This window comes from Maridesulfovibrio sp., assembly GCF_963678865.1.
In the GTDB taxonomy this organism is placed as follows: Bacteria; Desulfobacterota; Desulfovibrionia; order Desulfovibrionales; family Desulfovibrionaceae; genus Maridesulfovibrio.
In genome coordinates this window covers 1,813,200-1,837,512 of record NZ_OY787459.1, presented here as the reverse complement: position 1 = coordinate 1,837,512, position 24,313 = coordinate 1,813,200, and the positions used below count along the sequence as shown (strand labels likewise).

16 protein-coding genes are annotated in these 24,313 nt (G+C 49.7%); 5 read left to right on the top strand and 11 right to left on the bottom strand.

The annotated features are described in order from the left end of the window. Positions 1 to 60: 60 nt before the first annotated feature. The 3 genes from ACKU41_RS08490 to rlmD are packed head-to-tail and all read right to left on the bottom strand — an operon-like array spanning position 61 to position 6,700. A complete protein-coding gene (locus ACKU41_RS08490; RefSeq protein ID WP_319780978.1) occupies positions 61 to 1,305 on the bottom strand; it encodes an HD domain-containing protein in 1,245 nt (414 codons plus the stop codon). A gap of 47 nt (positions 1,306 to 1,352) precedes the next feature. After that, positions 1,353 to 5,285: a class I adenylate cyclase gene (locus ACKU41_RS08485; protein ID WP_321405024.1), complete on the bottom strand. Its 3,933-nt coding sequence runs from the start codon at positions 5,283 to 5,285 to the stop codon at positions 1,353 to 1,355. A gap of 17 nt (positions 5,286 to 5,302) precedes the next feature. Beyond that, positions 5,303 to 6,700, bottom strand: coding sequence for a 23S rRNA (uracil(1939)-C(5))-methyltransferase RlmD (rlmD, locus tag ACKU41_RS08480; RefSeq protein WP_321405023.1), 1,398 nt, complete (start codon positions 6,698 to 6,700; stop codon positions 5,303 to 5,305). 39 nt (positions 6,701 to 6,739) lie between these two features. Between rlmD and ACKU41_RS08475 the strand changes: the two genes are divergently transcribed. The 3 genes from ACKU41_RS08475 to ACKU41_RS08465 all read left to right on the top strand — a co-directional run bounded on the left by ACKU41_RS08475 (position 6,740) and on the right by ACKU41_RS08465 (position 8,679). After that, on the top strand, positions 6,740 to 7,048 hold the full coding sequence (locus tag ACKU41_RS08475) for a hypothetical protein (RefSeq protein WP_319780975.1): 309 nt from the start codon (positions 6,740 to 6,742) through the stop codon (positions 7,046 to 7,048). A gap of 109 nt (positions 7,049 to 7,157) precedes the next feature. Then, complete coding sequence (locus ACKU41_RS08470; protein WP_321405022.1) at positions 7,158 to 7,877, top strand: septal ring lytic transglycosylase RlpA family protein; 720 nt, start codon at positions 7,158 to 7,160, stop codon at positions 7,875 to 7,877. A gap of 4 nt (positions 7,878 to 7,881) precedes the next feature. After that, a complete protein-coding gene (locus ACKU41_RS08465) occupies positions 7,882 to 8,679 on the top strand; it encodes a potassium channel family protein (RefSeq protein WP_321405021.1) in 798 nt (265 codons plus the stop codon). Between the two features lie 82 nt (positions 8,680 to 8,761). Here ACKU41_RS08465 and ACKU41_RS08460 read toward each other — a convergent pair whose 3' ends face one another. The 6 genes from ACKU41_RS08460 to ACKU41_RS08435 all read right to left on the bottom strand — a co-directional run bounded on the left by ACKU41_RS08460 (position 8,762) and on the right by ACKU41_RS08435 (position 14,087). Next, entirely contained in the window at positions 8,762 to 9,262 is a 501-nt protein-coding gene (locus ACKU41_RS08460; protein ID WP_321405020.1) for an FxsA family protein, read from the bottom strand. 28 nt (positions 9,263 to 9,290) lie between these two features. After that, positions 9,291 to 10,016, bottom strand: a complete 726-nt coding sequence (locus ACKU41_RS08455; protein ID WP_319780969.1) for a sulfite exporter TauE/SafE family protein — start codon at positions 10,014 to 10,016, stop codon at positions 9,291 to 9,293. Positions 10,017 to 10,021: 5 nt separating this feature from the next. Continuing rightward, positions 10,022 to 10,156, bottom strand: coding sequence for a hypothetical protein (locus tag ACKU41_RS08450; protein WP_319780968.1), 135 nt, complete (start codon positions 10,154 to 10,156; stop codon positions 10,022 to 10,024). 143 nt (positions 10,157 to 10,299) lie between these two features. Next, positions 10,300 to 11,829 (bottom strand): 30S ribosomal protein S1, encoded by a 1,530-nt coding sequence (locus tag ACKU41_RS08445; RefSeq protein WP_319780967.1) that lies wholly within the window; start codon positions 11,827 to 11,829, stop codon positions 10,300 to 10,302. A 120-nt stretch (positions 11,830 to 11,949) separates the two neighbouring features. Then, positions 11,950 to 12,702: an acyl-CoA dehydratase activase gene (locus ACKU41_RS08440; RefSeq protein WP_321405019.1), complete on the bottom strand. Its 753-nt coding sequence runs from the start codon at positions 12,700 to 12,702 to the stop codon at positions 11,950 to 11,952. Positions 12,703 to 12,809: 107 nt separating this feature from the next. Then, on the bottom strand, positions 12,810 to 14,087 hold the full coding sequence (locus ACKU41_RS08435; protein ID WP_321405018.1) for a double-cubane-cluster-containing anaerobic reductase: 1,278 nt from the start codon (positions 14,085 to 14,087) through the stop codon (positions 12,810 to 12,812). A gap of 203 nt (positions 14,088 to 14,290) precedes the next feature. On the opposite strand from ACKU41_RS08435, the gene ACKU41_RS08430 reads away from it, so the two are divergent. Then, positions 14,291 to 15,862 (top strand): SidJ-related pseudokinase, encoded by a 1,572-nt coding sequence (locus ACKU41_RS08430; protein ID WP_321405017.1) that lies wholly within the window; start codon positions 14,291 to 14,293, stop codon positions 15,860 to 15,862. On the opposite strand, the gene pbpC is transcribed toward ACKU41_RS08430, so the two are convergent. Both pbpC and ACKU41_RS08420 read right to left on the bottom strand, forming a co-directional pair. Then, a complete protein-coding gene (gene pbpC, locus ACKU41_RS08425) occupies positions 15,859 to 18,165 on the bottom strand; it encodes a penicillin-binding protein 1C (RefSeq protein ID WP_321405016.1) in 2,307 nt (768 codons plus the stop codon). The two genes, ACKU41_RS08430 and pbpC, sit on opposite strands and share 4 nt — an antisense overlap. A gap of 108 nt (positions 18,166 to 18,273) precedes the next feature. After that, positions 18,274 to 23,673: an MG2 domain-containing protein gene (locus ACKU41_RS08420; RefSeq protein WP_321405015.1), complete on the bottom strand. Its 5,400-nt coding sequence runs from the start codon at positions 23,671 to 23,673 to the stop codon at positions 18,274 to 18,276. Between the two features lie 229 nt (positions 23,674 to 23,902). Between ACKU41_RS08420 and ACKU41_RS08415 the strand changes: the two genes are divergently transcribed. Beyond that, positions 23,903 to 24,310, top strand: a complete 408-nt coding sequence (locus ACKU41_RS08415) for a hypothetical protein (protein WP_319780960.1) — start codon at positions 23,903 to 23,905, stop codon at positions 24,308 to 24,310. The last annotated feature ends 3 nt before the right edge of the window (positions 24,311 to 24,313 follow it).

The following is a 24,313-nucleotide window of genomic DNA, read 5'->3' as shown; positions in this document are numbered from 1 at the left end:
GCCGGCTTGCAATCATTCACCATAGTTAAACCACATTTCCAGCGTTCACGCAAAGGCGGATTATTCAAAGTCCGCCAGCAGAGGCCCGACATGTATTCCGGCTACGACCGGGGTTTCCATATAGCTCTGGCTTATACGCCAGTATGCCTGATGCAGGTGCGGGGAAGTTATGCCGTTCTGCATGGCGTTGTACGCTTCCATGAAAGCGGCCAGATGATCACATAGTTTAAGCAGTTCTCCGTCTTTGGGGTCGTATGAATCGTCATTGTACCGGGCATCCAGCTCCTCTGTGGATATTTTTTTGGCAAATCCTCCGACTATGGCTGCGGCATCGAATTCCGAACCTGTTTCAACCCCCAGAAAATACCCCAGCCTGTCTGCGACGATGGAATATCCGTTCTCCTTAAGCGGAGCCATGATTCGCCTTTCCATTTCCTGATCTTCGTATTCGCGGATAAGCTCACCTATGGTGGGATCTGATTTTTTGACCGGGGAAATTATGTCGCGGGTAAGCAGTTCGGGGATGTCGTGGAACAGTCCGGTAAAAAAATTGTTTTGCCTTCTAGCCGGACAGGCTCCTTTCTCAAGACTGAAGAACCACGCGAAGGTGGCTACGATAAACACATGGCCCAGCACTGATGTTTCCGGGATTCGCGGGGTCTGGGACCAGCGGGTTTGAAAACGCAAACGACCGCATAAGTCGGCGAAACGTCCCAGAGGGGTTGCTTCCGAGTGCAGCAGCTCGTTGACTCCGTTCAGAACGGAGCAGCTTTCCAGACGGTCTACAAAATTTTGTTCGATCCCGACCAGTTCATCATCCATCTGGTTGAGATGCTTGAGCAGTTTAAATTCCGAGTAGCTGGCATACATGTGTGATGCATCGAGTATCTGCCGGGCAAGAGAACCCTCGTCAGGGCTTAGGTGGTATTCTGTAAGCCGCTCCCAGAATTCCAGACCCAGAGGCATTAGTCGTGGGCGGAGCTGCTTGAGCACCCACTCCGAAAGTTTGCGGTAGTGTTCAGGGTTTTCCTTAATGCGGTAAAACACGGGAGGTTTGATATCGGTAATGACCATGCGGAAGAGGTATTCGAATATTCCGCCTTCAACGATTTCGTCACCCAGCTTGATTCTATCACGTGGTTCCAGATTTTCCCGGTTCAGAATAAAAAGAATCCAGGCGGCAATCATTTTGTGGGCTTGTTTGTCCACCTCCACCAGTTCCATGGGGCGGAGTTTGTCATTCCACCTTTTCATGAACGAACCGGAAAAAATCAACTGCAGCAGGCTTTTGCGAATAATAGGCATTTAAGATATTCCTTTTGTTGGACTTTCTCCGGTAGCGGTGGATTTTCTTAGTGCCCTAATCCGACCGGTATTTTCAGGAAGGGGCACTCCGCGCTCTGGGGAAGAAACTGTCCCAGTTCAACTTTCCCATCGTAAAGCGCACCCATATGTTCTTTCAGAAATATTTCAGGTTTTTCAATCAGTTTGCGGTTCACCTTGAGGGGAGAGCAGAATATTTCGCCCCAGTTGGTGCTGTATACCAGATTCACCTCATGAATTTTTTTGCTTTCCGGGGGGACGCACAGGTTAACTATAAAGAAACCTTTGGTTATGCGTTCAGCATTCAGGGTTTCTTCAATGGGGACTTTGAAAGTCGTTTTTTGCGGAAAGAAAAGCATCAGTTCGCTGAACAGTCTTTTTAGATCCCTTTCCCGTAGTGGGCCGGAATTGATATCGGTTTTGACCTGCATCTCCTTATCGTAGAGTCTGTTCAGGGCCAGCCAGACCAGCATACAGTTGAGGTCCTGCCCTGATTCAATTGGGGTCAGGATGTTCCGGGCTCCGGATTCATCTGGAAATTCACCGTGAATTTGCCATATGTCCCCTTGTTCCGTGCGTGAAATAATTAAGGTCTTGAAAAAATGGGTTTTGGGACCGGGCAGGGATAGATGCTGAATCTTGTCTTTGCGTTTTGCAAAAGCAGAAAAAACCACCCTGCCGAGTCTGGTCAGGTCTTCGGGGGTAATGGCAACTCCGGGAATTCTATCCTGTTCGCCACGAATTTTTATATAGGTGTTGATCATGAACTGGTTGATCTGTTTGCCAAGTTCGGCCACGGAGCTGAAATCTGTAAGTCCCCTGAATCCTTCAAAAGCTCCTTCCGGTGTTTCACCGGACAGGCTTGAGGCGAAGTTCATCAGTTCAATTTCTTCAGCACGGGCCGGACTGCCTTCAATCCCTTTCTCACCCACAAGTCCGCATTTCAGGCGCAGGGCCATGGCCGTAAGCCAGATGCAGTCGGTCTGTCCCCGTTTAGCGTAAAAGTCAGCAAGTTCACGGTAGAGGAGCATGTACGGATCAACCCTATGCAGCCGGCGTTTTCCATTCTGGATGTTTTTCTTGAGCTTTTCACAGAGCAGGGAATATTTGCTGTCCGATGTATACAGTTCCAGCAGTCCGAACTTCATAATAGATTTAAACGGACTCTTGATTCCTTTTACTATCTGCCACAGGGATGCGCCGAAGAATTCTTCTACCGGTATTTTCGGGACATTGCCGAGATCAACGTAAAAATCTTTGCCCTTGAGCAGGTTTACTTTCTTTTTGCTGTTTTCATAAGTCTTGGGCCCTGATTCCGGAGGAGTGAACCACCACAGAGGAGGGCGTCCGGCCAGCAGCAGGGCGGTGCGGTAAAATTCTTCTTTCAGAATTGCGCTTTGAGCGGAACCGGAACTCTCTTCATCACTCAACCCGAACTTATTATGGCGGATTTCAAGAGTGTCCATGATGAAAAAATGAATTTCAAGACCGAATTCATGTAAGGCCCATTCCTCAATGCTTTTGAGCTTTATTCCCAGTTTTTCCCTGCTTTCCGGATGTATGTCTTTGAAGTTGCAGCAGACCCAGCAATCAAGGTCGGAATCAGCGGTCTGGGCAATGGTCCCGGTGCTGCCGATAGACATGAAAGCTTCAATGGGAATGGCGTCTTTTCCGCTTTCTTCGTATTTTGTTTCAGGAAAGAATTCTTCCAGAAGGTCTGTTGTCTGCGGGGTAAGCTCGAAACCGTTTATTTTTGAAGCGGTACTGCGGTGGTCCATACCCGACCTGACTTCAAAAGCATTGGTGTGCAGCAGGGCTGGCAGTATGCTCAGGAATCTTCTGCCTTTTCCCTCAAGTTTTGCCGCTGTCCAGTCCAGCCTGCGTCTGTTGTTTTCGGAAAAATTGGCATGGTTGCGTTCTATTTCCTTGAGGACAAACCATCGCTTGAGCGTTTTATGAAGTACGCCTTTTCCATATTCATCGATATTTCCGAATCCGGTTGATCTTTTCCGTAATTGCTCCCTCTCTGCAAGCCGGGCCGTAAAGGTCCAGACCATGGCCTTGAGCAGTTCCGTGGAGTCTGTCTTCATGTTCATGGCCCGGCAATGACTTGTGCTGCATTCTGTAAAGTATGAGCTGCTGACGATTCCGTCTCTGAACATGGTAGCGGTAAAATCGGAGAAACAAAAATCAGAACCCTTCACACTTCCTTTGTAAAACACGGTCCCGCGTAAATCACAGGTATGGAACATGGTTGCCGTAAAACTGGTACGGCAGAAATATGCTCCCGGAGATGCGGTTGCTTTAAAACGGCAGTTCTTAAAAGTACTGAGGAAAGTGACTGCTGAATCAAAGTGTGAGTATTGAAAGGAACAATCTTTAAAAGAGCAGTCATAAAATGTGGTTTCGTTCAGGGAACAGCTGATAAAAGTACAATCCGTGAATTCCGCTTCCAGAAAAAAGGCATCAGCAAAGGTGCAGGCTTCAAAGGTACATCCTTTGAACGAGCATTCCTCCATGAATGATTCCCTGAATTCACAAGCCGAAAAAACGCAATTCTGGAAAGCCAGCCCTTGAGAAAGGCTTTTCCATTTGTTTAATTTGTGTAGCCGCTGATTGGTCAACTGTCCGTCTGTATAGATATCGGGCATAGCGTCTGATTGCACAGCAGGTTTGCCGAAAATGCGTTTGAACCCGGTCTGTTCCTGCTCTTTATGCTCAAGATTGAGCATAATAGGGCCGCCTTGTTTAACAAAGTCCACACCTGGAACGTTTTTGCCTTCGGGCATTTCCTTCCTGACCGGTTCGGCTAGGTTTTCCGTGTTCATTATCCGGGCCAGCACGGATTTAAGGCTGTTCTTTTTTTGGCTGCGGGACTGCCTGAGAACAAGATTTAGAATGCTGCCGAAGCATTGCGGATCTTCTTCGCTTATTGTGGAAAATAAAACCGCCAACACCGGAGTGTGGAATACTTCTGAAATTCCATTCATGAAACGGGCGAAGCTATCACTGCCCAGCAGCGGAACCCGGTTAATCAGTTCCGCCCTCAACTTAGGGGCTTCATTAAAAAGCTGGGCGAAGATACGCCCTCTTCTGGGACCTGCGAATTTGGTGATAATGTCCATCGACGCTTTGGCGAGAGGCAGGGAAGGCGACTGGGCCAGAGGCAGAATTTCTTTAAGCAGTTCATCATCTATTTCGTCAGCGAGTCTTTCCACAGCCCGGAGCACCTTTTCCATGATGATGGGGTCCATGGTTTTCAGGTGGAAAGAAACATCTGCAACCATGTCTTTGTCCGGGTAGGGGGGCATGGTTTCGGTGCAAAGGGTGATTTCTTCAAGACTTTCTGGCGTCCGCAACCTTGCGCGGCATGTTCTGCCGTAGGTGCCGGACATGAATTTTTCTAAAGAGCTGAAAGAAAGCTGCCCCTTGCGGGTTCCGTTTCCGGCAAAGAAATCAACTGATTCCCGCAGGTCGAGGTTTGCCACGCGTTCCAGTACGGATTCAGCATATTTAATCCGTTCCGGTACATCCCCGGTGTGAACGGCCAGCATACGGTCAGCCACTGCAATGGCTGTTTTGTCTTTTTGATTGGAAAGCCATTCCTTGGCTCGAGAATAAGGCAGCAAACGGTTGCAGAGGATAAGAGCTGCAAGATTTTTACCGCAGGTACCAATTAAGGCAAGGTTGTCGAGACAGACTGCTGCTGTAGAGTCGGTGGTTTCAGGGACAAGGGAGGGCTTGCTGCTCTGCTCAGCTTCCTGCTCAAGAGCCTTCATGGCCAGACCGTAGAACAGCGTGGCATATTTGGCGGCTTCCAGACTGTCAGGGGATGTCTGGTCCCTACTGAATTTAGCGTCGATCTTAAAGCGCAACTCAGCCAGTTGCCGCTCGTCAGGAGGGTAAATATTCAGCCTGCGCAGCTCTTCAAGCAGGGTATCATGTGTTTCGGTCTCAGCCATATAATATCCTGACCTGTTTAGCCCGTTTTCGTCAACAGCGCGATGGATTCCACATGTGCCGTATGTGGAAACATATCCACTGCGGCAAAACGCTCCAGACTGTACTTTTCGTGCATTTTCGCAACATCACGGGCAAGGGTCGCGGGGTTGCAGGATATATAGAGGATCTTTTGCGGTCCCAATTCGAGAAGTTTTTGCAGGGAAGGTTCAGGAACGCCGGAACGGGGAGGGTCCACAATAACCATATCAGGTCGGGGCAGGTCCTCGGGAAGTCCCTTAGCAGAGGCGAGGTTGCCGACGATATATTGCGTATTCTCCAACCCGTTGAGTTTGGCATTTTCTTTTGCCGACAGCACGGATTCTTCGGAAACTTCAATGCCGATCATTCTACCCACGTCTTTTGCCATGAACATACCGATGCCCCCGGAACCGCAGAAAAGGTCCCAGACAACATCATCCGGTCCGGGTGCAGCCAGTTCCACGCTTTTGCGGTAGAGTTCCTCCGCGCCTTTGGAGTTAGTTTGGAAAAAGGCATTGGGGGTGATACGGTAGTTGATTTCTGTGCCGTCCGCACGGGTCAGTGTTTCGGTGATAAATTTCTGACCGGTCAGTGAAATCAATCTTTCTCCGGTGGCCAGATCAGCCCGCCCCTTACGGGTGGAATGCACAAAACTCTTCAGCTGCGGATAGTTTTCAAAAAGGAGCTTGCCCAGTCCTTTTACGGCATGATGTGATTTGGCCGGCCCGGTGAGCAGGTGGATCATCATTTCTCCGCTGTGATGGGAGAATCGTACTACAAGTTTGCGCCAGTAGCCGCCCCGGTTGTGGCGGTATGTCCCGATTCCGGTCCGGGCACAGTAGTCACGCACAAGGGCCGGGATTCCGGTACACTCTGCAGGCAGCAGCGGACAGCTGGAAATATTGATGACCTCGGTTTCAGAACCTCGCCGCTTAAAACCCAGCTTCAGGGAATCATCAATACCATGGAAGGAGAATTCCATCTTATTGCGGTATCCGTATTCCAGCGGAGAAGAGAGTGCATTTTCGCCCATGCCCGGTGTGTTTGCGGGAATTTTGCCGATACGCTCAAGTGTTTCGCATACCTGGCGGCCTTTCCAAAAGGATTGGGCCGGATATTTGATATCCTGATGCAGACATCCCCCGCAGGAACCGAAGTATTCACAGGCTGGAGTCTGCTCATTTTCAGCATGGTCGATGATCTCTGTGCGGCGGGCTTCTCCGAACCTTTTTTTGAGTTTGGTTATTTCGCAGCGCACTGTCTGGCCCGGCACAACGCCTTCCACAAAAAGGGTCAATCCCTCAAAACGCCCGATCCCCCTGCCGCCGAAGGCCAGAGATTCTATCCGGGTTTCAACTATATCGCCTTTGCGGATGGGGCTGGTATTATTACTCATGTTTGACAGTTCTCCTTTGGCCGCTGTACGCTCCGGTCCATGATTGATAAAGCAACAGCACTTGAATCGGTTTTACGGAAGCTCAAAAAGCTCCCTGTGGGCCATTGCATAGACCTGCGCACCTATAAACGCAACCGTTCCCTGTTAATTTTGCACGTTCGCGAGCAGGAATACATTATTTACGAAGACGGTTATGAAACAATCGAGCATCAATCCGAACTCAAGGGTATTAAAAAGCTTCTCAAGATCTTATTCAAAAGAGAATTTCCACGCAGCAACAAAATCCGTATGTACGAACTTGGCGAGTACAATGAAGAGAAGCATCTTCGTGAGATGAAAAAATTATAGATGCCTTGCAACCTGTATTCTCCTTAGTCTGGATGTTTGAAAGCTTGCCAGCGACCGTAATTCTGCATAAGGATGTTTTGGATTATACTAAATTCGGCAGGAGATATAAATGATCAAACGGTTTTTTATGGTGCAGCTTTTGCTGCTGACGGTTGCGGTTAACGCATATGCGCAGGATGGATTTCATAATAAAACAGATGAAGCCTTGTCTGCCTCTGAAACAGTCGTCATTCCTGCAGATTATCGGGAAGAAGGCATGGCGTCATGGTATGGGGAAAAATTTCAGGGTAAATTGACGGCCAGCGGTGAGCCTTATGACATGAAAAAAATGACCGCTGCTCACAATTATCTTCCGCTGGGAGTGAAAGTTACGGTTACCAATCTCGGCAACAACAAGAAAGCTGCAGTGACCATCAATGACCGTGGTCCTTTTGTTCCGGACCGTATCATTGATCTTTCACGTGCCGCCGCTCAGGAACTCGGTTTTATTGATTCCGGAAAAGCCAAGGTGCTCATCGAACCATATCGCCCGGAGCCTGAACCGCAATCAGCAGCCGCTCCTGCCCCGGTTCAGAAAAAACTCTACGGAGCTTTTTACATTCAGGCCGGGGCATACAAGGTCAAGGCCAATGCCGACCGTCTGATCGAAAAGTTACACAAGGCCGGTTTTCACAACACCCGCACAGTTCGAGTCGTTACCGACAGTGCTCAGATTTTCAAGGTGCAACTGGGCATGTATAAATCTTTGGATAAGGCCAGAAAGGCCCACATTTCCATGGGCAAAGGCTTTCCGGGAACTTTTATTCTGGCAGATGTTATTCAAGATTAATATTATGTTAAAGAAAAATAAGTTGAGGATGTTAAATAAGGATAATTTTTTGGTATTAAACAAAAAGAAATTTCGGGTGTTTGAGGATGCTTTTTTTTTAGCATTAAATAAAAAAATTTGGCCAGTATTAAGATGTATATTTTCCCCTACGTGGTTTGTCGCACATAAATTAAAGAAAGGGGAGAGCAAAATTCAAAGGGCAGAGATTATACGGCGTTTGAACACTAGATATTTGATGATATCCATTCTTAGTGTCGGGGGTATTCTGGCGTGGCAACGTTTTGTCAGTATAAATTCCCCTCTAAACGAAACGGTCAAAATTTTTTTTAATTTTTTGTGGGGATGGTTTTTATTTTCACGCTGTAATGAAATTTTTATAGCTTTCTATTCCGATGCTTGTGTAAGGATGAAACCTTATGCATATAGTAGAAGTTTTCTTTTACCCTACGAACGTATTCAATTAGCATTAAAAAGTTATTTGGAACTGATTTTTAATTTTGCTTTGCTCTATTTGATGCTTCCTGTAAGATTTTGGGTTTCAGCCTCGCCATGCCCTTGCGAGATGGTGAAAAATTTGGCCAATGCTCCCAAGCTCCTTTCTGATTTTCTTTATTTTAGCGGGGTGACAATAACTACCTTGGGTTATGGTGATATCAGTCCCACCCATTGGTGGCCCCAATTTTTGTCTGTATATGAAGTCCTTTGCGGTATTATCCTTTTGGTTGTGAGTTTTACTGTGTATACCGGAATGCCTAAAAACAGAAAGAATAGTAAAAAATTATGTACGATTGTTGATGGTTAGGGACTTTTTTAAAAGGCAAAAAGACAGCCCTCGCACTAAGCAAAGTGCGGGGGCTGTCTTTTCGTACAATATATAGCCGTCACTACTGCAGCGGCTTATTATCCTTTCTGTCTTCCACCTCAACATCGATGACATCGTGGTCAATGCGGCGTTTGGGCTGGTCTTGGTTGGTCCAGGCAGTGAATTCGGAGTTGTGGTGAACCACATGGATGTTCGGGTTGTTTTTCATGTTTTCAAACTGTTTGCGGAGCATCTTTTTGAAGTAGCCGCGTGTTACCGGGAAGAGGATGAGCAGACCAAAAATATCGGTCATGAATCCGGGGGTCAGCAGGACCAGTCCGGCGAGGAAAATCAGCACCGCGTCAAGGATATCTTCGGCGGGCATGATGCCTTTGTTCAGGTTTTCCTGAACTTTTTGCATGGTGGCCACGCCTTGTGATTTAGCGAGAGCCGCGCCCACAAAGGCGGTCAGCAGGCAGAGGGCAATGGCATTGAGTGTCCCGATTTTGGAACCGATCTGTACCAGAATGTAGAGATCAATCAGGGGAATAAGGACAAAACCCAGAAAAATTTTAGCGAACATTTAAAACAAACTCCCGTGCTTATATATCTTAACCTGTGCTTTGAAAAATAAGCATGATTCCCATGAAGACAAGCAAAATCATGATTATTCTTCTGTAAAGGTCTTCCGAGACCTTTCCTGCAAGCCTGTGTCCGATGAAGACTCCCGCCTGAACCGGTAACAGGGAAGCAAGGAAGAGCTGGAAGGAATAAAATGTTGTGAGTCCGCTGATCAGATGCCCGAGTGCAGCCATAGACGCAGCCGCCAGAAAGAAGCCGGAGAGCGTTGCTTTGAAGTCATCTTTTTTCCATCCCATGAGAGATGAATATATGATGGTGGGGGGACCACCGGCACTTACTGCCGCAGTTATGGCACCGGTCAGGAATCCGGAAAGATAACCCCATGCCGGGTTCAGTTTGAGAACAATGGGGCGCACCAGCAGTGAGTACCCGGCGTAACCGGCGACCAGAAATCCCAGAAAGAAAGTTATTAGGTTGCCGTCCACTTCCTTGAGGGCAAGTGTGCCGAAGACTGCTCCCGGAATGCTGCCTATAATCAGGGGTAATATTTTGCGCGAGTCCATATTAGAGCGCAGGTTGCAGCACATTTTCAGGTTTATGGTTATTCCGCAAAGGGTGCAGGCCGCTACTGCTGTTTTGATGTCGATAATGAACGCAAGCAACGGCATGGCTATAAGGGCTGAGCCGAATCCGGTAAGGCCTTGGAGCAGGCCCGCGATAAGGAAGATTGCAGGTACAAGCAGGAAAGCGGACATGATTTTTATTTTTTACGCAGGGTCAGCAGGATAAGGTTTTCAGGGATGTTCTCTTCTGCGATTATTTCCGATTTTCTGACCCGGCAGATAATGTCAATGTTGGAGCGCTGGTCTGCGCGGATTTCGGCTTTTACACTCATGCCGGATTGGATCTCTTGAAGGTGCGAACTCACCTCCTTGAATCCTGTTCAACAATCTCTCCAGCATTTGATGGTCTTGTTGTTATCCATGGCAGAAATATAAAGGCCGGACTTCCCAAAGGAATGCCCGGCCTTTAGGGTAATTATTTTTTGTTCTTCATGGCTTCCTGAAGCTTGTCGCCGAGCAGGCCGCCGAATCCACCGGAACCACCAGAACCACCGGAACTACTTGTTGTGGAGCTGGTTTTGGGAGCGGATTTGCGCGGGGCAGGCTTTTTGGGTGCGGACTTGGCGTATTCTTTCCAGTCTTTGTCTCCATCGTCTTTTTTGGCTTCACCTGCGGTGAGGGTTACCTTGCGGTCTGCAGTATTGATCTCTTCAATGGAGATGGTAACCTTGTCGCCGGGCTTCAGTGCTTCCAGCTCGGCCTGTTTGCCGGAGCGGGTGATGCGGGACATGGGCAGCAGTCCGGTTATGCCGGGAGCGAGGTTGATGAAGATACCGAATTCAGCACGGTTCTCCACTGTTCCTTCCACTTCCTGACCAACCTTGAAGGTGTCAGCCATGTCCATCCAAGGATCACCTGCAGCGTCTTTCATGGACAGGCCGATACGACGTTTTACCGGATCGATCTCCTTGATCATCACAGCTACTTCCTGGCCGGGGGATACTTCGTCTTCCGGCTTATGGACGCGCTTGGTGTAGCTCATCTCGGATACGTGGACCAGCCCTTCAATGCCGGGTGCGATTTCAACGAATGCGCCGAAATCGGCACAGCGGACAACAGTACCGCTGATTTTATCACCGGCCTTGAATTTGTCGCCGACTTCATCCCACGGGTCATTCTGCAGCTGTTTGAGGGAAAGACCAATTTTGAGGCCTTTACCGTCTTTGCGCGGCTCCATGGAAAGGATGCGTACGGTTACATCATCGCCGGGCTGTACAATATCCTCGGGCTTGGCAGAACGTGACCAGCTCAGTTCGGAAACGTGAACCATGCCTTCTACGCCGGGGGTAAGCTCAACAAATGCTCCGAACGGCATAAGTTTGGTGACTTTACCTTCCATTACAGCATCAGGCTGGACATCCTGCATGAACTGTTCGCGGGCTTTTTCCTGTTCCTGTTCGAGAAGAACTCTTCTGGAAACAACAATGTTGCGACCGTTTTCTTCGAACTTGATGACCTGAAAATTGTGTGTGCTGCCGACGAAAGCTTCAGCGTCTTCAACAAAAGAGGTGTCGATCTGGCTTACGGGGCAGAATACCTTACGGTGCATCATCATAACTCTGAAGCCGCCTTTGCAGGTCTCTGCAACCTTGCCTTCAACCGGGACTTTGTTCTCGTATGCTTCACGCAGCATGTTGAGTCCACCCGCGCCGGACATGGCTTTGGAAAGGACGATTTCATTGTTGTTCATGGAGATTACGTAGAGTTCTACGCTGTCTCCTTCCTTGACGGTCAGTTCGCCTTCTTCATCGGTCAGTTCATCACGGTCGACAACTCCGTCCACCTTGGAACCGGTATCAATAAATACGGAATCTTTGGTGATGGAAATGACGGTTCCCTTGATCTGGTCTCCAACCTGAAGGTTGTCGTTGGATTCGGACTGGAAGGCTTCAAACAGTTCGGCAAAGTTCTCTTCGCCATTGGTTTCCAAGTTTTTCTCGGACATGCTCTTGGTTCTCCTGAAAGGGCAAATTGGTCCCGGCAAGGTAGGGTTTTTATAGCGCCGTGGACAATGGGAACCTACCGGGAAAAGACGCAATTTTCAAACGATTTATTCATATATTTTTTATTGCACTTTTGCGTGTATGCCCGCTCCAAGAGCTCCGGCGAAATCAGGCTCTTCAGGAATAAGCGGTTCTATGTCCAATGCTTCTTTTAACATACTGACAACACAGGGGTTATTTGCAACTCCTCCAGCGAAAACCAGCGGTCCCTTCAAGCCGACCCGGCTCAGCATGTTGGTGGTGCGCCGTACAATTGAACCATGCAGACCTAATGCTATGTCACGCGGATTTTTGCCTTGAGCCATAAGTGATGTAGCTTCTGTTTCCGCAAAAACAGTACACATGCTGTTGATCATCAGCGGTTCGGTGCCTTCCAGAGCGTAACGTCCGAAATCCTCAATAGGAATTTGAAATACTGTCGCCAGATGTTCCAGAAACTTACCGGTCCCGGCGGCGCAGCGGTCGTTCATTTCGAACTTGGCGACTTTGCCTTTACCAAGTAGCGAGATGGCCTTGGTATCCTGCCCTCCGATATCCAGAATGGTCCGCGCTTCCGGGTAGAGATGCGAGACTCCCAGAGCATAGGCTTTAATCTCTGTCAGGGACAGGCATTCGCATCCGGTCAGTTCTTCTGTCACCAGCTTGCGTCCGTATCCGGTCGCGGCAATGCGGGTGAGGGTCACATCTTTTAAAATGTTTTTAATCTGTGAAGCCGGGTCAAATGTAGTGGGTAGCTTGCGTTTGATGAAAATTTTATCTCCATCAAGTACAACCAGTTCCATGGACCGTGATCCAATGTCTATACCTGCTATCATGTACTACTCCAAATATTACCCCGGCTAAGCCCAGTTAAAGCTTTTGGGAAAGACCAGAGAACCCTTTGCAAAGGGTTCTCTGGTCCCTGAAGGGCCGCCGGAGTCCTTTAAGAAATCATTTCAACAAAGGCTTCAACACGGGTCTTGAGCTGTTCGGCATCTTCCATGCTGTAGTCGGTTTCGATTGCCAGCATCGGCACTTCTGCATCGGCCAGAGCTTTTTCGACCTTGAAAGTTTCATGGGTGTAGGGCTGACAGAACATGAGGGAATAGTGAATCACCCCGTCAACCTTGGTTTCTTCTGCCAGTTTCTTGATGTTGTCCAAACGCTCTTCATTAGGAGTGAAGCAGGCACAGTCGATTTTCATGTAACGCTCACAGATTGCGTCAATCATTTCTTCCACTGTTTCGGCTGATTCATCTACCAGATCACGTGTGTTGCGTGTCCCGATACAGGATTCCTCGGAAACGACTACTGCACCGGAGCTTTCCACAATGTAGGGCAGTTTCCAGTTAGGTACGGCCATGGGACATCCGGCGAGCATGAGTCGGGGAGTTTTCTCAGGGACGATACCTCCATTCTTGGCAATGCGTTCTTCAATCTGGTCGCAGAGGGTGTTGATTGAGTTGGTAAAGCGAACAGGATCATCATAAAAACTGACCTGATTGATCAGCAGCACGTCTCGGCCGGAGATGGGGGTAGGCACGGCGGCGCGCAGGGTGTTCAGACGTTGCAGGGCGCGCCGTTTGTCATTTACAATTTTAATACTTTTTTTAAGGGATTCAGCTGTGATTTTCTTTCCTGTCAATTCTTCCAGTTTATCCTTGTAGCGCAGTACTTCATCCTTCCAGAGAGCACGGTCGGATGCTTCTTTGCGCTGCGGAATTTCCATGACGTACATGGGAGCCATTTCACCGAAAGCCTCATAAGCTTTCTTTTTTCCGTCGCAGGTGGTCTCACCGATAATCAGGTCGCAGGATTCGGTGTAGGGACAGATCTTGGCCATTTTGAAGCCGATGAAAGATTTGATCAGTGCACAGGTGTTGCGGGGAACAATAGTCTCGGCGGCTTCGGTTCCGGCATCGGCCCCGGCACAGAGACCGACTTGAATGGCATCGACTGCAAGGGTCAGTTCTTCAGGAACGAAAACGCAGAATGTTCCGATGATTTTGCGACCTTCTTTTTGAGCATCAACCAGTTCCTGAATGCGGAGTCCGTGAACTTCGGAAAGTACGAAATCAAGGTACTCCATGCCCTGCAGACGACCCTGCTGACTCATGTATATATCGCCGTAAAATTTTCCCAGAACTTCCAGAAGCCCATCGTGGGCTTCAATATCAAGGTTCAGTTTTTCCCACATCTCGGTGTATGAAGCTTTTTCCATGGTTAACTCTCCCGGATTTGTTGTTAAAAAAAATGATCTGAAACTTCTTTTGAATAGATGAGTTCCGGTGTGGCTACAAATTGATTAAAGCTATTAATTTAGTGTTGTTTGATTGTCGTTGTTGATGAATGGGGATTCTTGTGCTGGCTTTACCGGGGTGTTTCGTATAACTCTTTGCCCCATAAAAGTTGTGAGGGGAGAAATTGAGAAAAAATGAAGCTATAGCCTATGCGCGGGGGCTTACCCCGGAACGGGAATTCAGCGCTGCTTATATGGATGTCCGCAACCTGCGCTCATTGCTCCAGAAGGCCCCGGAATGCGCGGATGATGAAATTGTCCACGCAGTATGGGATATGCTTATTGAACAGCGTTACAGCTCTCAACGTATGTCGCAACTCCTTTACCGGGAATGTGCCAAGACTCTTGCCGCTATCGGTCACGGTTGCCCGGATTGTTCGGTTTCTCATTCCGCTTTGCAATTACAGATTCAGGCCGCTTCCAGTTGCAAAAAATACGCTGCAGTAGAAGCCTCTGCCGGTCTGGGCGTTTTGCCTTTTGATATTTCCTTGCCGGAACCTCCGGAACCGTTTTCCGGTTTTGCACCTAAAGTTAAGTGGGAAAACCTGCTCATGAATGCCGGAGTTGTGGGCGAACCGGTCTTTTCCGGACGCAGCGCGGTCATGACGGCTGAGGGCGAGAACCGGATTTTTGCCATAAAAATTTTGCGCAGAGGCGAAGACCCGCAAGGCTTGCACCTTGAAGGGCGCTGGATGGAACGGCTTCGCTCGGATGGCGGGACCGATGGAGTGCGATTTGATTGTCCGCAGCCTTACACCATCGGTGGACACGTGGTGTTCAGACTGGACTGTCCGCCCAAAGAGGCCCCGGATAATTTGCATGAAGAACTTTATGCCATGGCCTATCACGCCCACAGCGATTATTTTGTCTATCCCAACGATGACCGTGAGGGCTGCCGTTGCTCATCAGCCGAAATGATGGAAATTATGGGGCGTAATGCTTTCCTCTTGGGGCAGCTTGCAGGGCGTGGAATAGTGCATGATGCGCCTATTCCGCTTTTCCATAACCGGGTGCAGGCCACCCGGCGCACTGATGAAGGCGTCTACGAATGGCGCAGGTTCGGAAGGCTGGACCGCTGGCTGGATTCCTGCCGCTATCCCAACTTCGGGCGATCCGGTTTGCGTGATTTTGAGCACTTACAGGTTCTTAAACCGGGCCGCGATTCGTTCTACTGGGCAGTAGGATCTCATTTTATGTCCATTCTGCTGGTGCTGGGCAGTTGGTTCAGGGCGCAGGAACCGCAGCTTTGCGGTCTTGATGCGAACGGTGAACCCGTGGACGCCCGCCATCTGTTTGATTCCGTTTTTTTTGGGCAGGCTGTAAAGCACTGCTTCGATAAATATTACCACGGCTTCACCGGGAAAGAGTTTTGTAATGAAATTAATCTGCATGTCCCGGAATTGGTACAGGACATGATTAATGAAATGGGCGTGGACCGCCATATGTTCGAGTTCATGCGCGTGGTTGATCAGGAATTGCTGGAAGATGCTGAGTTCCGCAAATATCTTATTAAATGCGGCATGGAACCTGAAAAGGCATACTCTATCGAGAAAAACAAGGAAGACATTCCCCTGACCACGGGCCCGCATCTCGGCGACTTCAACAGTACCATATCATTACCTGAAATTATAGAATGGTCGGCAATGGCGGCCGGGTGCTGCATTGCTTCGCGGGCGCTCGGGGATAGGTGGGGCTAGCGCACCTCAAACTCCACAGCATCCACTCGCCCGATTTCATCACTAACTGAAATCCTGTGTTTACCAACGGTTATTTCAGTGAACAGTTTTTCATTGGACTTGCCCTGACTTACCAAACGTCCATCAAGAAACCAGTATAGGGTTCCGCTATCCGGTCCTGCTTCAGCTTTGAGAGCTATCTGCTGGAATTTTAAAGGAGTGTCCTTGCGCAGCAGGTATGGCGTATTCGCTGCCGGGGAGATAATTTTCGGTGCGGTGCCGGATGGGATCAGCCCGCAATCAAGGGCCAGCGGGGGCAGTTGCGGGATTTCCAGATTGTTTTCCGCCCGCCATCTTGCCAGTTTTGCCGGAATGGTGCGGATTATTTTTGTTTTGATTCCTTTCCTGCCGAGGCATTCACCGGAAATGCGGTAGCCGCTTTTTCCGTCAACAAAGATCTGGCGGCATTCGTCGCAGGGATGCAGTTTTGTCTTGCCGGAAAGAGTGCGTATGGTTGTGCGTTTGGTGCAGAACGGTCCGGGCAACTGCCGGCTGTGGGCGCAGACCTCCACCTCACTTATGCCGTAACCTTCCGGTGGCGGGGGCAGTTTTCCTCCGGGAGCGGCCATGCGCAGCAGGTCGAAAAGCAGCGGCCCGGCATGAACAGCACCGGAGATTTCTTTGCGCGGCCTGCCGTCCGGGTTGCCCACCCAGACCCCGATGGCGTAATCTCCTGAAATTCCCACAGCCCATGCATCACGGTGTCCGAAGGACGTTCCTGTTTTCCATGCTGTTTCGGGCATATCGCGGGTCAGCATCCATGTTTCGTTCATTTCCGGTCTGGTTACCGAGGAAAGCATTTCAAGGACCAGCCAAGCGGTTTGCGGGGAAAGAATCTGAGCACTGATGTTGTTCTCTTCCGGTGTGACCGTATACGGTTTGAATTTTCCCCCGTCAGCCAGTGAAGCATAAAGATTGGTCAGCTCTGTCAGCTTGATTTCGCATCCTCCCAGAGCAATGGGGAGGCCGTATTGCATGGGTTTCTTGTCGAGTGTACTTATTCCGCCTTTTTTGAGCAGGTCGATAAATTCTACGATCCCGGTTTTTGCCAGAGTGTTTACAGCCGGAATGTTCAGGGATTTGGCAAGGGCCTGACGGACCGTTACTTGTCCGTGATAGATGCGGTCATAATTTTCCGGGGAATATCCTGCGTAATCAACCGGGATGTCGTATACAAATGAGTCCGGCACCAGCTTACCCTGATCAAAGGCCAGTCCGTAAATGAAAGGCTTGAGGGTTGAGCCGGGGGAGCGTTTGGTATTTGTCAGGTTGATCGCTCCGCCGAAACCTTTTTCAAAGAAGTCTGCGGAACCGACCAATGCACGTATTTCACGGCTGGGAATATGTATGATTACGCAGGCTGCGTTATCAATGTCATCCCCGCGCAACCGGGCCACATGGGTTTTGAGAACTTCCTGTGCCGTTTGCTGCAGGTTTGAGTCAAGGGTGGTTGCTGTATCAGGAATACGTCCGTTGCGTTCCAGCACCATACGGCAGAAGTGGGGGGCTTTGAGCGGTACGGGCAGAATTGAATCCGGCAGGGGCAATTTCATATTGCGCTCAATTTCCTTTACCGGAAAAACACCTTTTTCCGCCAGTTGCCTCATAACCCGGTTACGCCCTTCACGGGCCTGTTCAGGATTGCGCAGGGGATCATAAAAGACCGGTCCACGGGGAATGGTCGTCAGTAGGGCTGCTTCGCACAGTGAAAGGGTCTCCGGCCCATGGCCGAAATAGAAATGACAGGCCGCACCCACACCGACGATATTGCCGCCGTATGGAAGCATGTTCAGGTAGAATTCCAGTAACTCGTCGTTGGAGTGATGCCGTTTGAGCTGTAAGGCCCGAAAAGCCTCTATAATTTTTGACCACAAAGTCCGATTTTTGGGCTCAGCCATACGGGCAATCTGCATGGGAATGGTCGAGGCCCCTGATACAACGCGTCCGGCAGTAATATTCATAATTGCCGCACGGATGATTGAAACCGGATTAATCCCCGGATGCGATTGAAACCATTGGTCTTCCGAAGCAATCAGGGTCTTTTTCAGTACAGGTGAAATCTTATCAAAATCAGCATGCATGCGCCGCGCTCCGTCCGGAGGCAGAAAGATACGCAAAACTTTGCCTTCATGATCCCTGATAACCGAGGCCACGGGAGGATGCAGTTTGTGTTCAGGAAAGGGGAAAAGAAAATCAAGCGCAAAAAAAGATGCGATCAGAAAGAATAACACTCCAACAAATATAAAAAGATATTTCTTTCTCATCACGAAATTAGATTAACCGACAGTACTATTAAAAGTTTTGGAAGGGATGGGGCTGGGGAAGGGATATTTTTTACAAAAAGTGTCCCTTCCCCAGCCGCCGGAGGCAAATTATTTAATAATCATCTTACCTAATGCAGTAGCTGCGGATTTTTCAGGATCGTACATACCTTCCACCTGTACAGGGGGAACTTTGAATTCTCCCCGAGTCACGGCGCGCAGCAGGGTCACGTTTTCGATTTTGCCTTTTGCAGGAATGTCGGAAAAGACAAGGATCCGGTCATCCCGAATGTCCACATGATCGGGCTGAACGTTACCCTCGCCGAGCCAAGGCAGATCTTCGCGGGTGGCGAGTCTGGTATTTTCCGGTTCAAGTCCGGAGGGCAGCAGGCAGCTGATTACCGTATTGGGAACAGGCTTCCCGGTTGATGTTACCACTGTGCGCATGGCTACCAACTGGCCCTGCGTGATGGAATTTATGTCCAGAGGCTCTCCGTCGCGGGACAGGAACTCTCGTGTGATTTCAAGACCGTTGGAATATGGTTTCCAACTTTCAATGGTCGGTATTGCTCGGTTGTTGACGGCCCATACAAATGTTCCTTCCGCTGGAGAGGAGTCCAGCTCAATGGAAAGCGGGGCAGCTCCTTTTACGGTTATCTGTGCGGTCCCATTGGTTTCAAAAGAAGCAAGTTCCTTTTCACCGCTCATAATTTTCCCACCCGGATGAGGAACGGATTTGGTTTGGGCAAAGAAGGTCCCCAGAGCAAGGAAACCTAATGCATTGTCCTGTGTGACGTTGTAGCTTTGGTCTGCCATCAGGTTGTAAAGCTTGTCGGCCAGTTGCGGGATGGCGTCATCTTTGCGGTCTGCTTCCATGCGTACCAGCAGTTCAAGGGCAAGATCGCGTATTTCGGAACTGAATAACTGATCCTTATCCTTGCCTTTTACCGGAGCAGGTTTGGCGGAGATCAGTTCCCGGTAGGCAGCCATGTCGCCGGAAGCAGCGAAAGCACCTGCCAGCAGGGTCAGGGAAAGCTTGTCCATCTCTGCTGTTTTGCGTTCTCGCAGGTAGTTCATGGGACCGTGCATAACCTTGCCGGAACGGGCCAGCACATACTGGGCGTAGCAGGGCAGACGGTAGGAATAGTTGTCGCGGATGGTGTCGGCGTAGTTGCCGGCTACATATTGCTTGACCCGGTTGAGAAGCATGCTGTCCACCTGATAACCGGAAATAGTGGCTTGCTGCAGGAAATGCAGCACGTAAACAGATACCCATGGTTCGGACCGGTAACCGCCGGGCCACATGGAAAATCCGCCGTCACCAGTCTGCATCATGGATAACCTGCTCAGGGCTGACTGAACCATGAATTGCGGGGATTCCTTCTCAAAAGACTTAGGTGATAATTCACGGGCCAGTTCCGGGAATTTGAGCAACGGAAATGCCTGCGAAACAGTCTGTTCCGCGCACCCGTATGGGTAGTGGAGCAGATAATCAAGCTTGCCTGCAAGTCTGAGCATGGGCTGGCTGCCGACGAGCAGAGTGCGTTCGGCAGTACCTACACGCATGCCCTCCAGTTTTGCGGGAAGGACGGTGGATTTGCTTTTAATGAAACCGGATTCTGATGAACGTTGTACAGGCAGGGCCGCGCGGACATTCAGGTCGATGCTGCTACCGGCAGTTTCATTATTGCCTTCTGCTGAGAATTTGAAGGCCGCCGGGCCGAGTGCTGCTCCGGTTTTTACGTTGAAGAATGCGGTCTTCTGTCTGCCTTGCGGTATTGCAAAATCGTTAATTTGCATGTCCTGTTGCAAAGCTCCGCTGGCAGCAAGGGCGAGATTGAACTTGCCGTCTTTGGGAGTATCGTTGCGTACACTTAAGGGAATGTCGAAGGTTTCTCCAGGAGCCAGGAAACGGGGCAGGGTCGGAGTGACCATGAGCGGCGAACGCACGGTCATGATCTTCGATGTTGAGCCGAAATTCATGCCGTCACTGACAACAACCATGATACGCAAGGCTCCGCTGAATTCGGGAATCTCGGCATTGAAAACAGCCTTGCCGTGCTGGTCTGCCGTTATTATGCCGGACCAGAAGGTTACAGGTTTGACTCTGCGGATTGCAGAACTTCCTGCGAATTGCTTCATCATGGCCAGTTCCATACCACCGCCAGCAGCAGCTTTGTTGATCGGTCCGGCATCAGGCATGAGCAGCCCGAAAGTATCGGCCCAGCGTACGTCCAGTGCCCGTTTGGCGTAGAAGTAGTCAAAGGGGCTGGGTGTTTTCTGAGCGGACAGGCGCAAAATACCTTCATCCACAGCAGCAATTGTCAGCTTTGATCCGGGCTTGGTCTGGACCTGAAAGGCCACAGTACGTTCCGGACGGGTGGTCTTGGGGCAGGTGATGTTGATGCCGAGCCTATGACTTTCCCGGTTTACGAAAAGGGGGATTGCCCCTATTGCCCGCGCGCTGGACCCAGTTTCGAGTTTGTTCATCGAGCGGATCAGGGTAGCGGTTACGTAAGCATTTGTGCTTATGCCCTTTTGCACAGGCACCTTGATGGTTGCGGTGTTCCCTTTGACTTCAAGGGTTTTGGTCCAGCGGATCGAGTTATCTTCAATGGCAACCAGCATGCGTCCTGCAAAGGGGGTGCGAATCTGGTATTCAGCCATCTCTCCGGGTTTGTAGTCACCTTTGCGGGTGGGGATGATCTCAAGGCGGGCCGGGTTTTCCAGTGCCCACGGTGAATACCCCCAGCCTCCGCAGAAGAAATCGGCCTGAGCGGAAACCCCGGATTCAGGATCACTGAGGATTACCCGGTAGCTGCCGAATTCCGTCGGGCTTACCTTGAATGATCCGGTTGCGCCGCTAGCGGAAATTTCGCGTGTCTCCATAAGTTGAGGGTCGCGTTCTGTCACATATCTGTATGAACCGGACGGAGTGGCTCGGACAATAGTCTGCCAGCGGTCGCGGTAAAGTTTCATGAGCAGCTTTCCGGCCTTGGTTTTTTCGCCTTGCGGGGTCAGGGTTATGTAGTCGAGGTTTACGGATTCTCCTTGTTCGTACCCCTGTTTGGTAAGTCTTTTCAGACCGGGGTAGAAGCTGGAGATACTTACCGGTTCTGTTTTTGAAGCCGTAACACCGCGCCCTCCGGTTTCACTGACCCGTGCAGTCAGCCGGGCCTGAATTGCGGAATCCGACTTGAGGTTGGCCGGAATGGATGCGGCAAAGGTAAATTTTCCGGATTCGTCCAGCTTGGTTTCGGTCTTGAGGATCTCGCGGGGTTTGAAAGAGCTTTCGTCTGTGTTGAAACGGTAATTTTCGTATCCTTCGGGATTAAACTGTGCTGGTTCAAGCATTACCCGTGCACTGACCGGAAGTCCTTCAGCCGGAGGGCCGAACAGATAGCGTCCTTCCACTTCGAAATTAAGGTCCTGTCCAATGGAGGCAGGGGCGGAGGTTATGATTTCAGCGCTGATACGGTCAGGCATGAAATCTTCCACGGAATAGCGGAAGTTTCCGATACGTTCGTCCCCGGCAAGGAGTTTAATATTGAATTGTCCGGTGGGTGAATAATCGGGAATGGAACGTTTGAATTCAACCATCCCCTGATCATCGGTATGCAGGGTGCGGCGAAAAAGTTCCCGTCCGCGCTGGTCCGAATAAATCAGCACCACAGGCATTTTCTTGGGCGGCTGAAGTTTGCGGTTCCTGATTACAGCGACCCCTTTGACGGTCTCACCGGGGCGGTAGAGGGTGCGCTCCCCATAAGTGAAGGCGGTCAGTCCCTTGGAAGAGAGTTTTTGTCCGGCAATATCCAGTCCGGAGCGTTCTGTGGCGAAGCGGTCCATGAGCATGAAGGTCATGTCGTTTTTGCGGGTAACAACTGCCATGTAAGGGCTGCCCAGATCTTTGCGCATCTCTTTATCTTTAAGCACGAGCATGCCGCGAGAGTTGGTTGTTCCGGTTGCCAAAATCTGGTTCCGGTTGCTGATCAACTGCACCTTGGCATCGACCACGGGCTTGAGGTTCGAGAGTGATGAAATCCAGAACAGGGTTTCATCCTCTCCCTGCTTGGCAACCACACCGAGGTCGGTGATCATTACCCAGCGCTGCACTCCCTGTCCTTTGCCCGGAATTGTTGCTGCAATACGGTAAAGTCCTTTACCACCCTCGGCGATAAAGCTTTTTATGGATAAGGGAGTAGTTGTCTTCTCGTTTTTTTGGCCGGGTGTTTTAAGCCTGCCGGAGAAAATGCGGTTGCCCAGTGCCGCGGAAATTCCGCCACCGTATGTGTCGGGGTCAAAGGCCATATAGCCGTAATGGGTGAACAGCGAAAACAGGTTGTTGGGGAAAACGCGGTCCACTGCAATATCCACTTCGCGAGTGTTGACGGTTTCTATTCCAAGAGTTTTGTATCCGGATTCGGACAGGAACATGCCTGCAGCTGAAAAGTCTGCAGTTGGGGTAATGTCCGGGATGGCGATGTCTTCTGTGATTGCTTTTTCAAGCAGGGCACCGTCCGCAGCAGTGAGTCCTTTCTTAAGGGTGACGGAGTATTTATTACCCGGCTTGAAAGGCCCGGAAAGGATTAGTTTATTACCCGAGGCGGTAGAGGATATTTTGACGGCAGGTTTGATGGTTAACATCTCGAGACCTTGTGCGGGGATGACCGGACTGGAAAAGCCCAGCTCTATCCTCGCCCCGGAAAGTGAGCTTTCGGCCTTGTACCCTGAATATGACAGCACCGGATCGAAAACCACGTCGATTTTTTTTTCATAATCTTTGCCCAACACCATGGCGCCGGGACCGTCGGGGAGATCTTTGCTTATTTTGAGGATGTATGTTTTCGGTTCGGTTTCTTTTTCAATTGGTGCACTGACAAAACGCTGGTAGTAGTCATCATAATTGGTAGTTATGCTTAAAGGTATTTCCTTTCCTTCCGGTCCGGTCAGGGAAAGGTTTTTGAGGGTGTTTTCCGGGGTCACGTAATTACTGAAATTGATATCCCCTTCAATGCGGACTTTGCGTCCTTGACCGGCTACAGGCTCGGTGCGCATGTTTATTTCTTTAACCCCGAAACTTCCGGTCTGGACGCTGAATTTTGTCTCTCCGCTGAGGACCTGACCCTTTAAAAGGAAATTTTCAGGCTTCACTTCTATGGTGAAGCGGGTATCGCCCTTGAAAGCCGGATCGGCAGTAAAACGCAAGGCGTAGGGATTGATCCAGCGCCATTCTCCTTTTACTTCCGGGGTTATGACTGCCGGGGCTTTTTTCAAGGCGTACGACGGTGCTTCCGGTCCTATGGGCATGTCAAAAGAGAGCAGCAGTTGTGAATACCCCTGACTGTCCAGGCTTACATCAGTAATTTTTACACCCTCACCGGACTCCATTCTCGCAGAGACTGAATCATATTTGGCTTTGAGTAACCCTGCAGCTTGAATTATGCAGAGCATGAGTAACAAGGCGATGATGACATTTTTTTTGTCTTTGAACGGGGTTGGTCCTCTGTCCATGATGGAATCCTCTTTTTATGTAAACTATTAAGATCGTGTTTGCTTAACCTGATGATTGTGCCATTTTTTTACGGCACCGTCATCGTTCAAAATTTAGTCTTTTTCCGATAATAACATGCTTTTTGTTGCTTTGGCTGTACCCTCAGAATTGTTTGCAAGACTTCGTTAAGTCTGTATAGTTATATTGTTTATATGAATACGGAGTGTTTTTGCCAAAGGAGTACTGAAGTTGGAAAATCACAATATCGCCATTATCGGTCTGGGAAGAGTTGGGACTGTTTTTTTGGAAAAAGCATTATCAAGCGACAGCGTTATGACGGTAAAAGCTGTTTGTGAATTGTGTGATACTCCGGGTCGGAAATTGGCCGAGAAAAAGGGAATTCCGGTTTTGGAGCTGGTGGAGATTGTTGAATTGGGTATAGACGTGGATGTCATTTTTGACCTTACCGGAGATGAAAATGTATCACGTATCATACAGCAAAAACTGGCAGAATCCTGTAACAGCTATAGTCAGGTAGCCCCTGCGCGGCTGGCGCGACTGGTTTGGTCTCTGTTTGCAGGGGATGAATACCTGCCGAACATAGGCAAAAGCAAATACCAGACCTACGCCGATATGCTACTTGAAGGGAAGGCTTAGCCG

Coding starts and splice junctions, on each gene's coding strand:
- ACKU41_RS08490 (WP_319780978.1), bottom strand. CDS start 1,305: ATGCCTATTATTCGCAAAAGCCTGCTGCAGTTGATTTTTTCCGGTTCG.
- ACKU41_RS08485 (WP_321405024.1), bottom strand. CDS start 5,285: ATGGCTGAGACCGAAACACATGATACCCTGCTTGAAGAGCTGCGCAGG.
- rlmD (WP_321405023.1), bottom strand. CDS start 6,700: ATGAGTAATAATACCAGCCCCATCCGCAAAGGCGATATAGTTGAAACC.
- ACKU41_RS08475 (WP_319780975.1), top strand. CDS start 6,740: ATGATTGATAAAGCAACAGCACTTGAATCGGTTTTACGGAAGCTCAAA.
- ACKU41_RS08470 (WP_321405022.1), top strand. CDS start 7,158: ATGATCAAACGGTTTTTTATGGTGCAGCTTTTGCTGCTGACGGTTGCG.
- ACKU41_RS08465 (WP_321405021.1), top strand. CDS start 7,882: ATGTTAAAGAAAAATAAGTTGAGGATGTTAAATAAGGATAATTTTTTG.
- ACKU41_RS08460 (WP_321405020.1), bottom strand. CDS start 9,262: ATGTTCGCTAAAATTTTTCTGGGTTTTGTCCTTATTCCCCTGATTGAT.
- ACKU41_RS08455 (WP_319780969.1), bottom strand. CDS start 10,016: ATGTCCGCTTTCCTGCTTGTACCTGCAATCTTCCTTATCGCGGGCCTG.
- ACKU41_RS08450 (WP_319780968.1), bottom strand. CDS start 10,156: ATGAGTGTAAAAGCCGAAATCCGCGCAGACCAGCGCTCCAACATTGAC.
- ACKU41_RS08445 (WP_319780967.1), bottom strand. CDS start 11,829: ATGTCCGAGAAAAACTTGGAAACCAATGGCGAAGAGAACTTTGCCGAA.
- ACKU41_RS08440 (WP_321405019.1), bottom strand. CDS start 12,702: ATGATAGCAGGTATAGACATTGGATCACGGTCCATGGAACTGGTTGTA.
- ACKU41_RS08435 (WP_321405018.1), bottom strand. CDS start 14,087: ATGGAAAAAGCTTCATACACCGAGATGTGGGAAAAACTGAACCTTGAT.
- pbpC (WP_321405016.1), bottom strand. CDS start 18,165: ATGAGAAAGAAATATCTTTTTATATTTGTTGGAGTGTTATTCTTTCTG.
- ACKU41_RS08420 (WP_321405015.1), bottom strand. CDS start 23,673: ATGGACAGAGGACCAACCCCGTTCAAAGACAAAAAAAATGTCATCATC.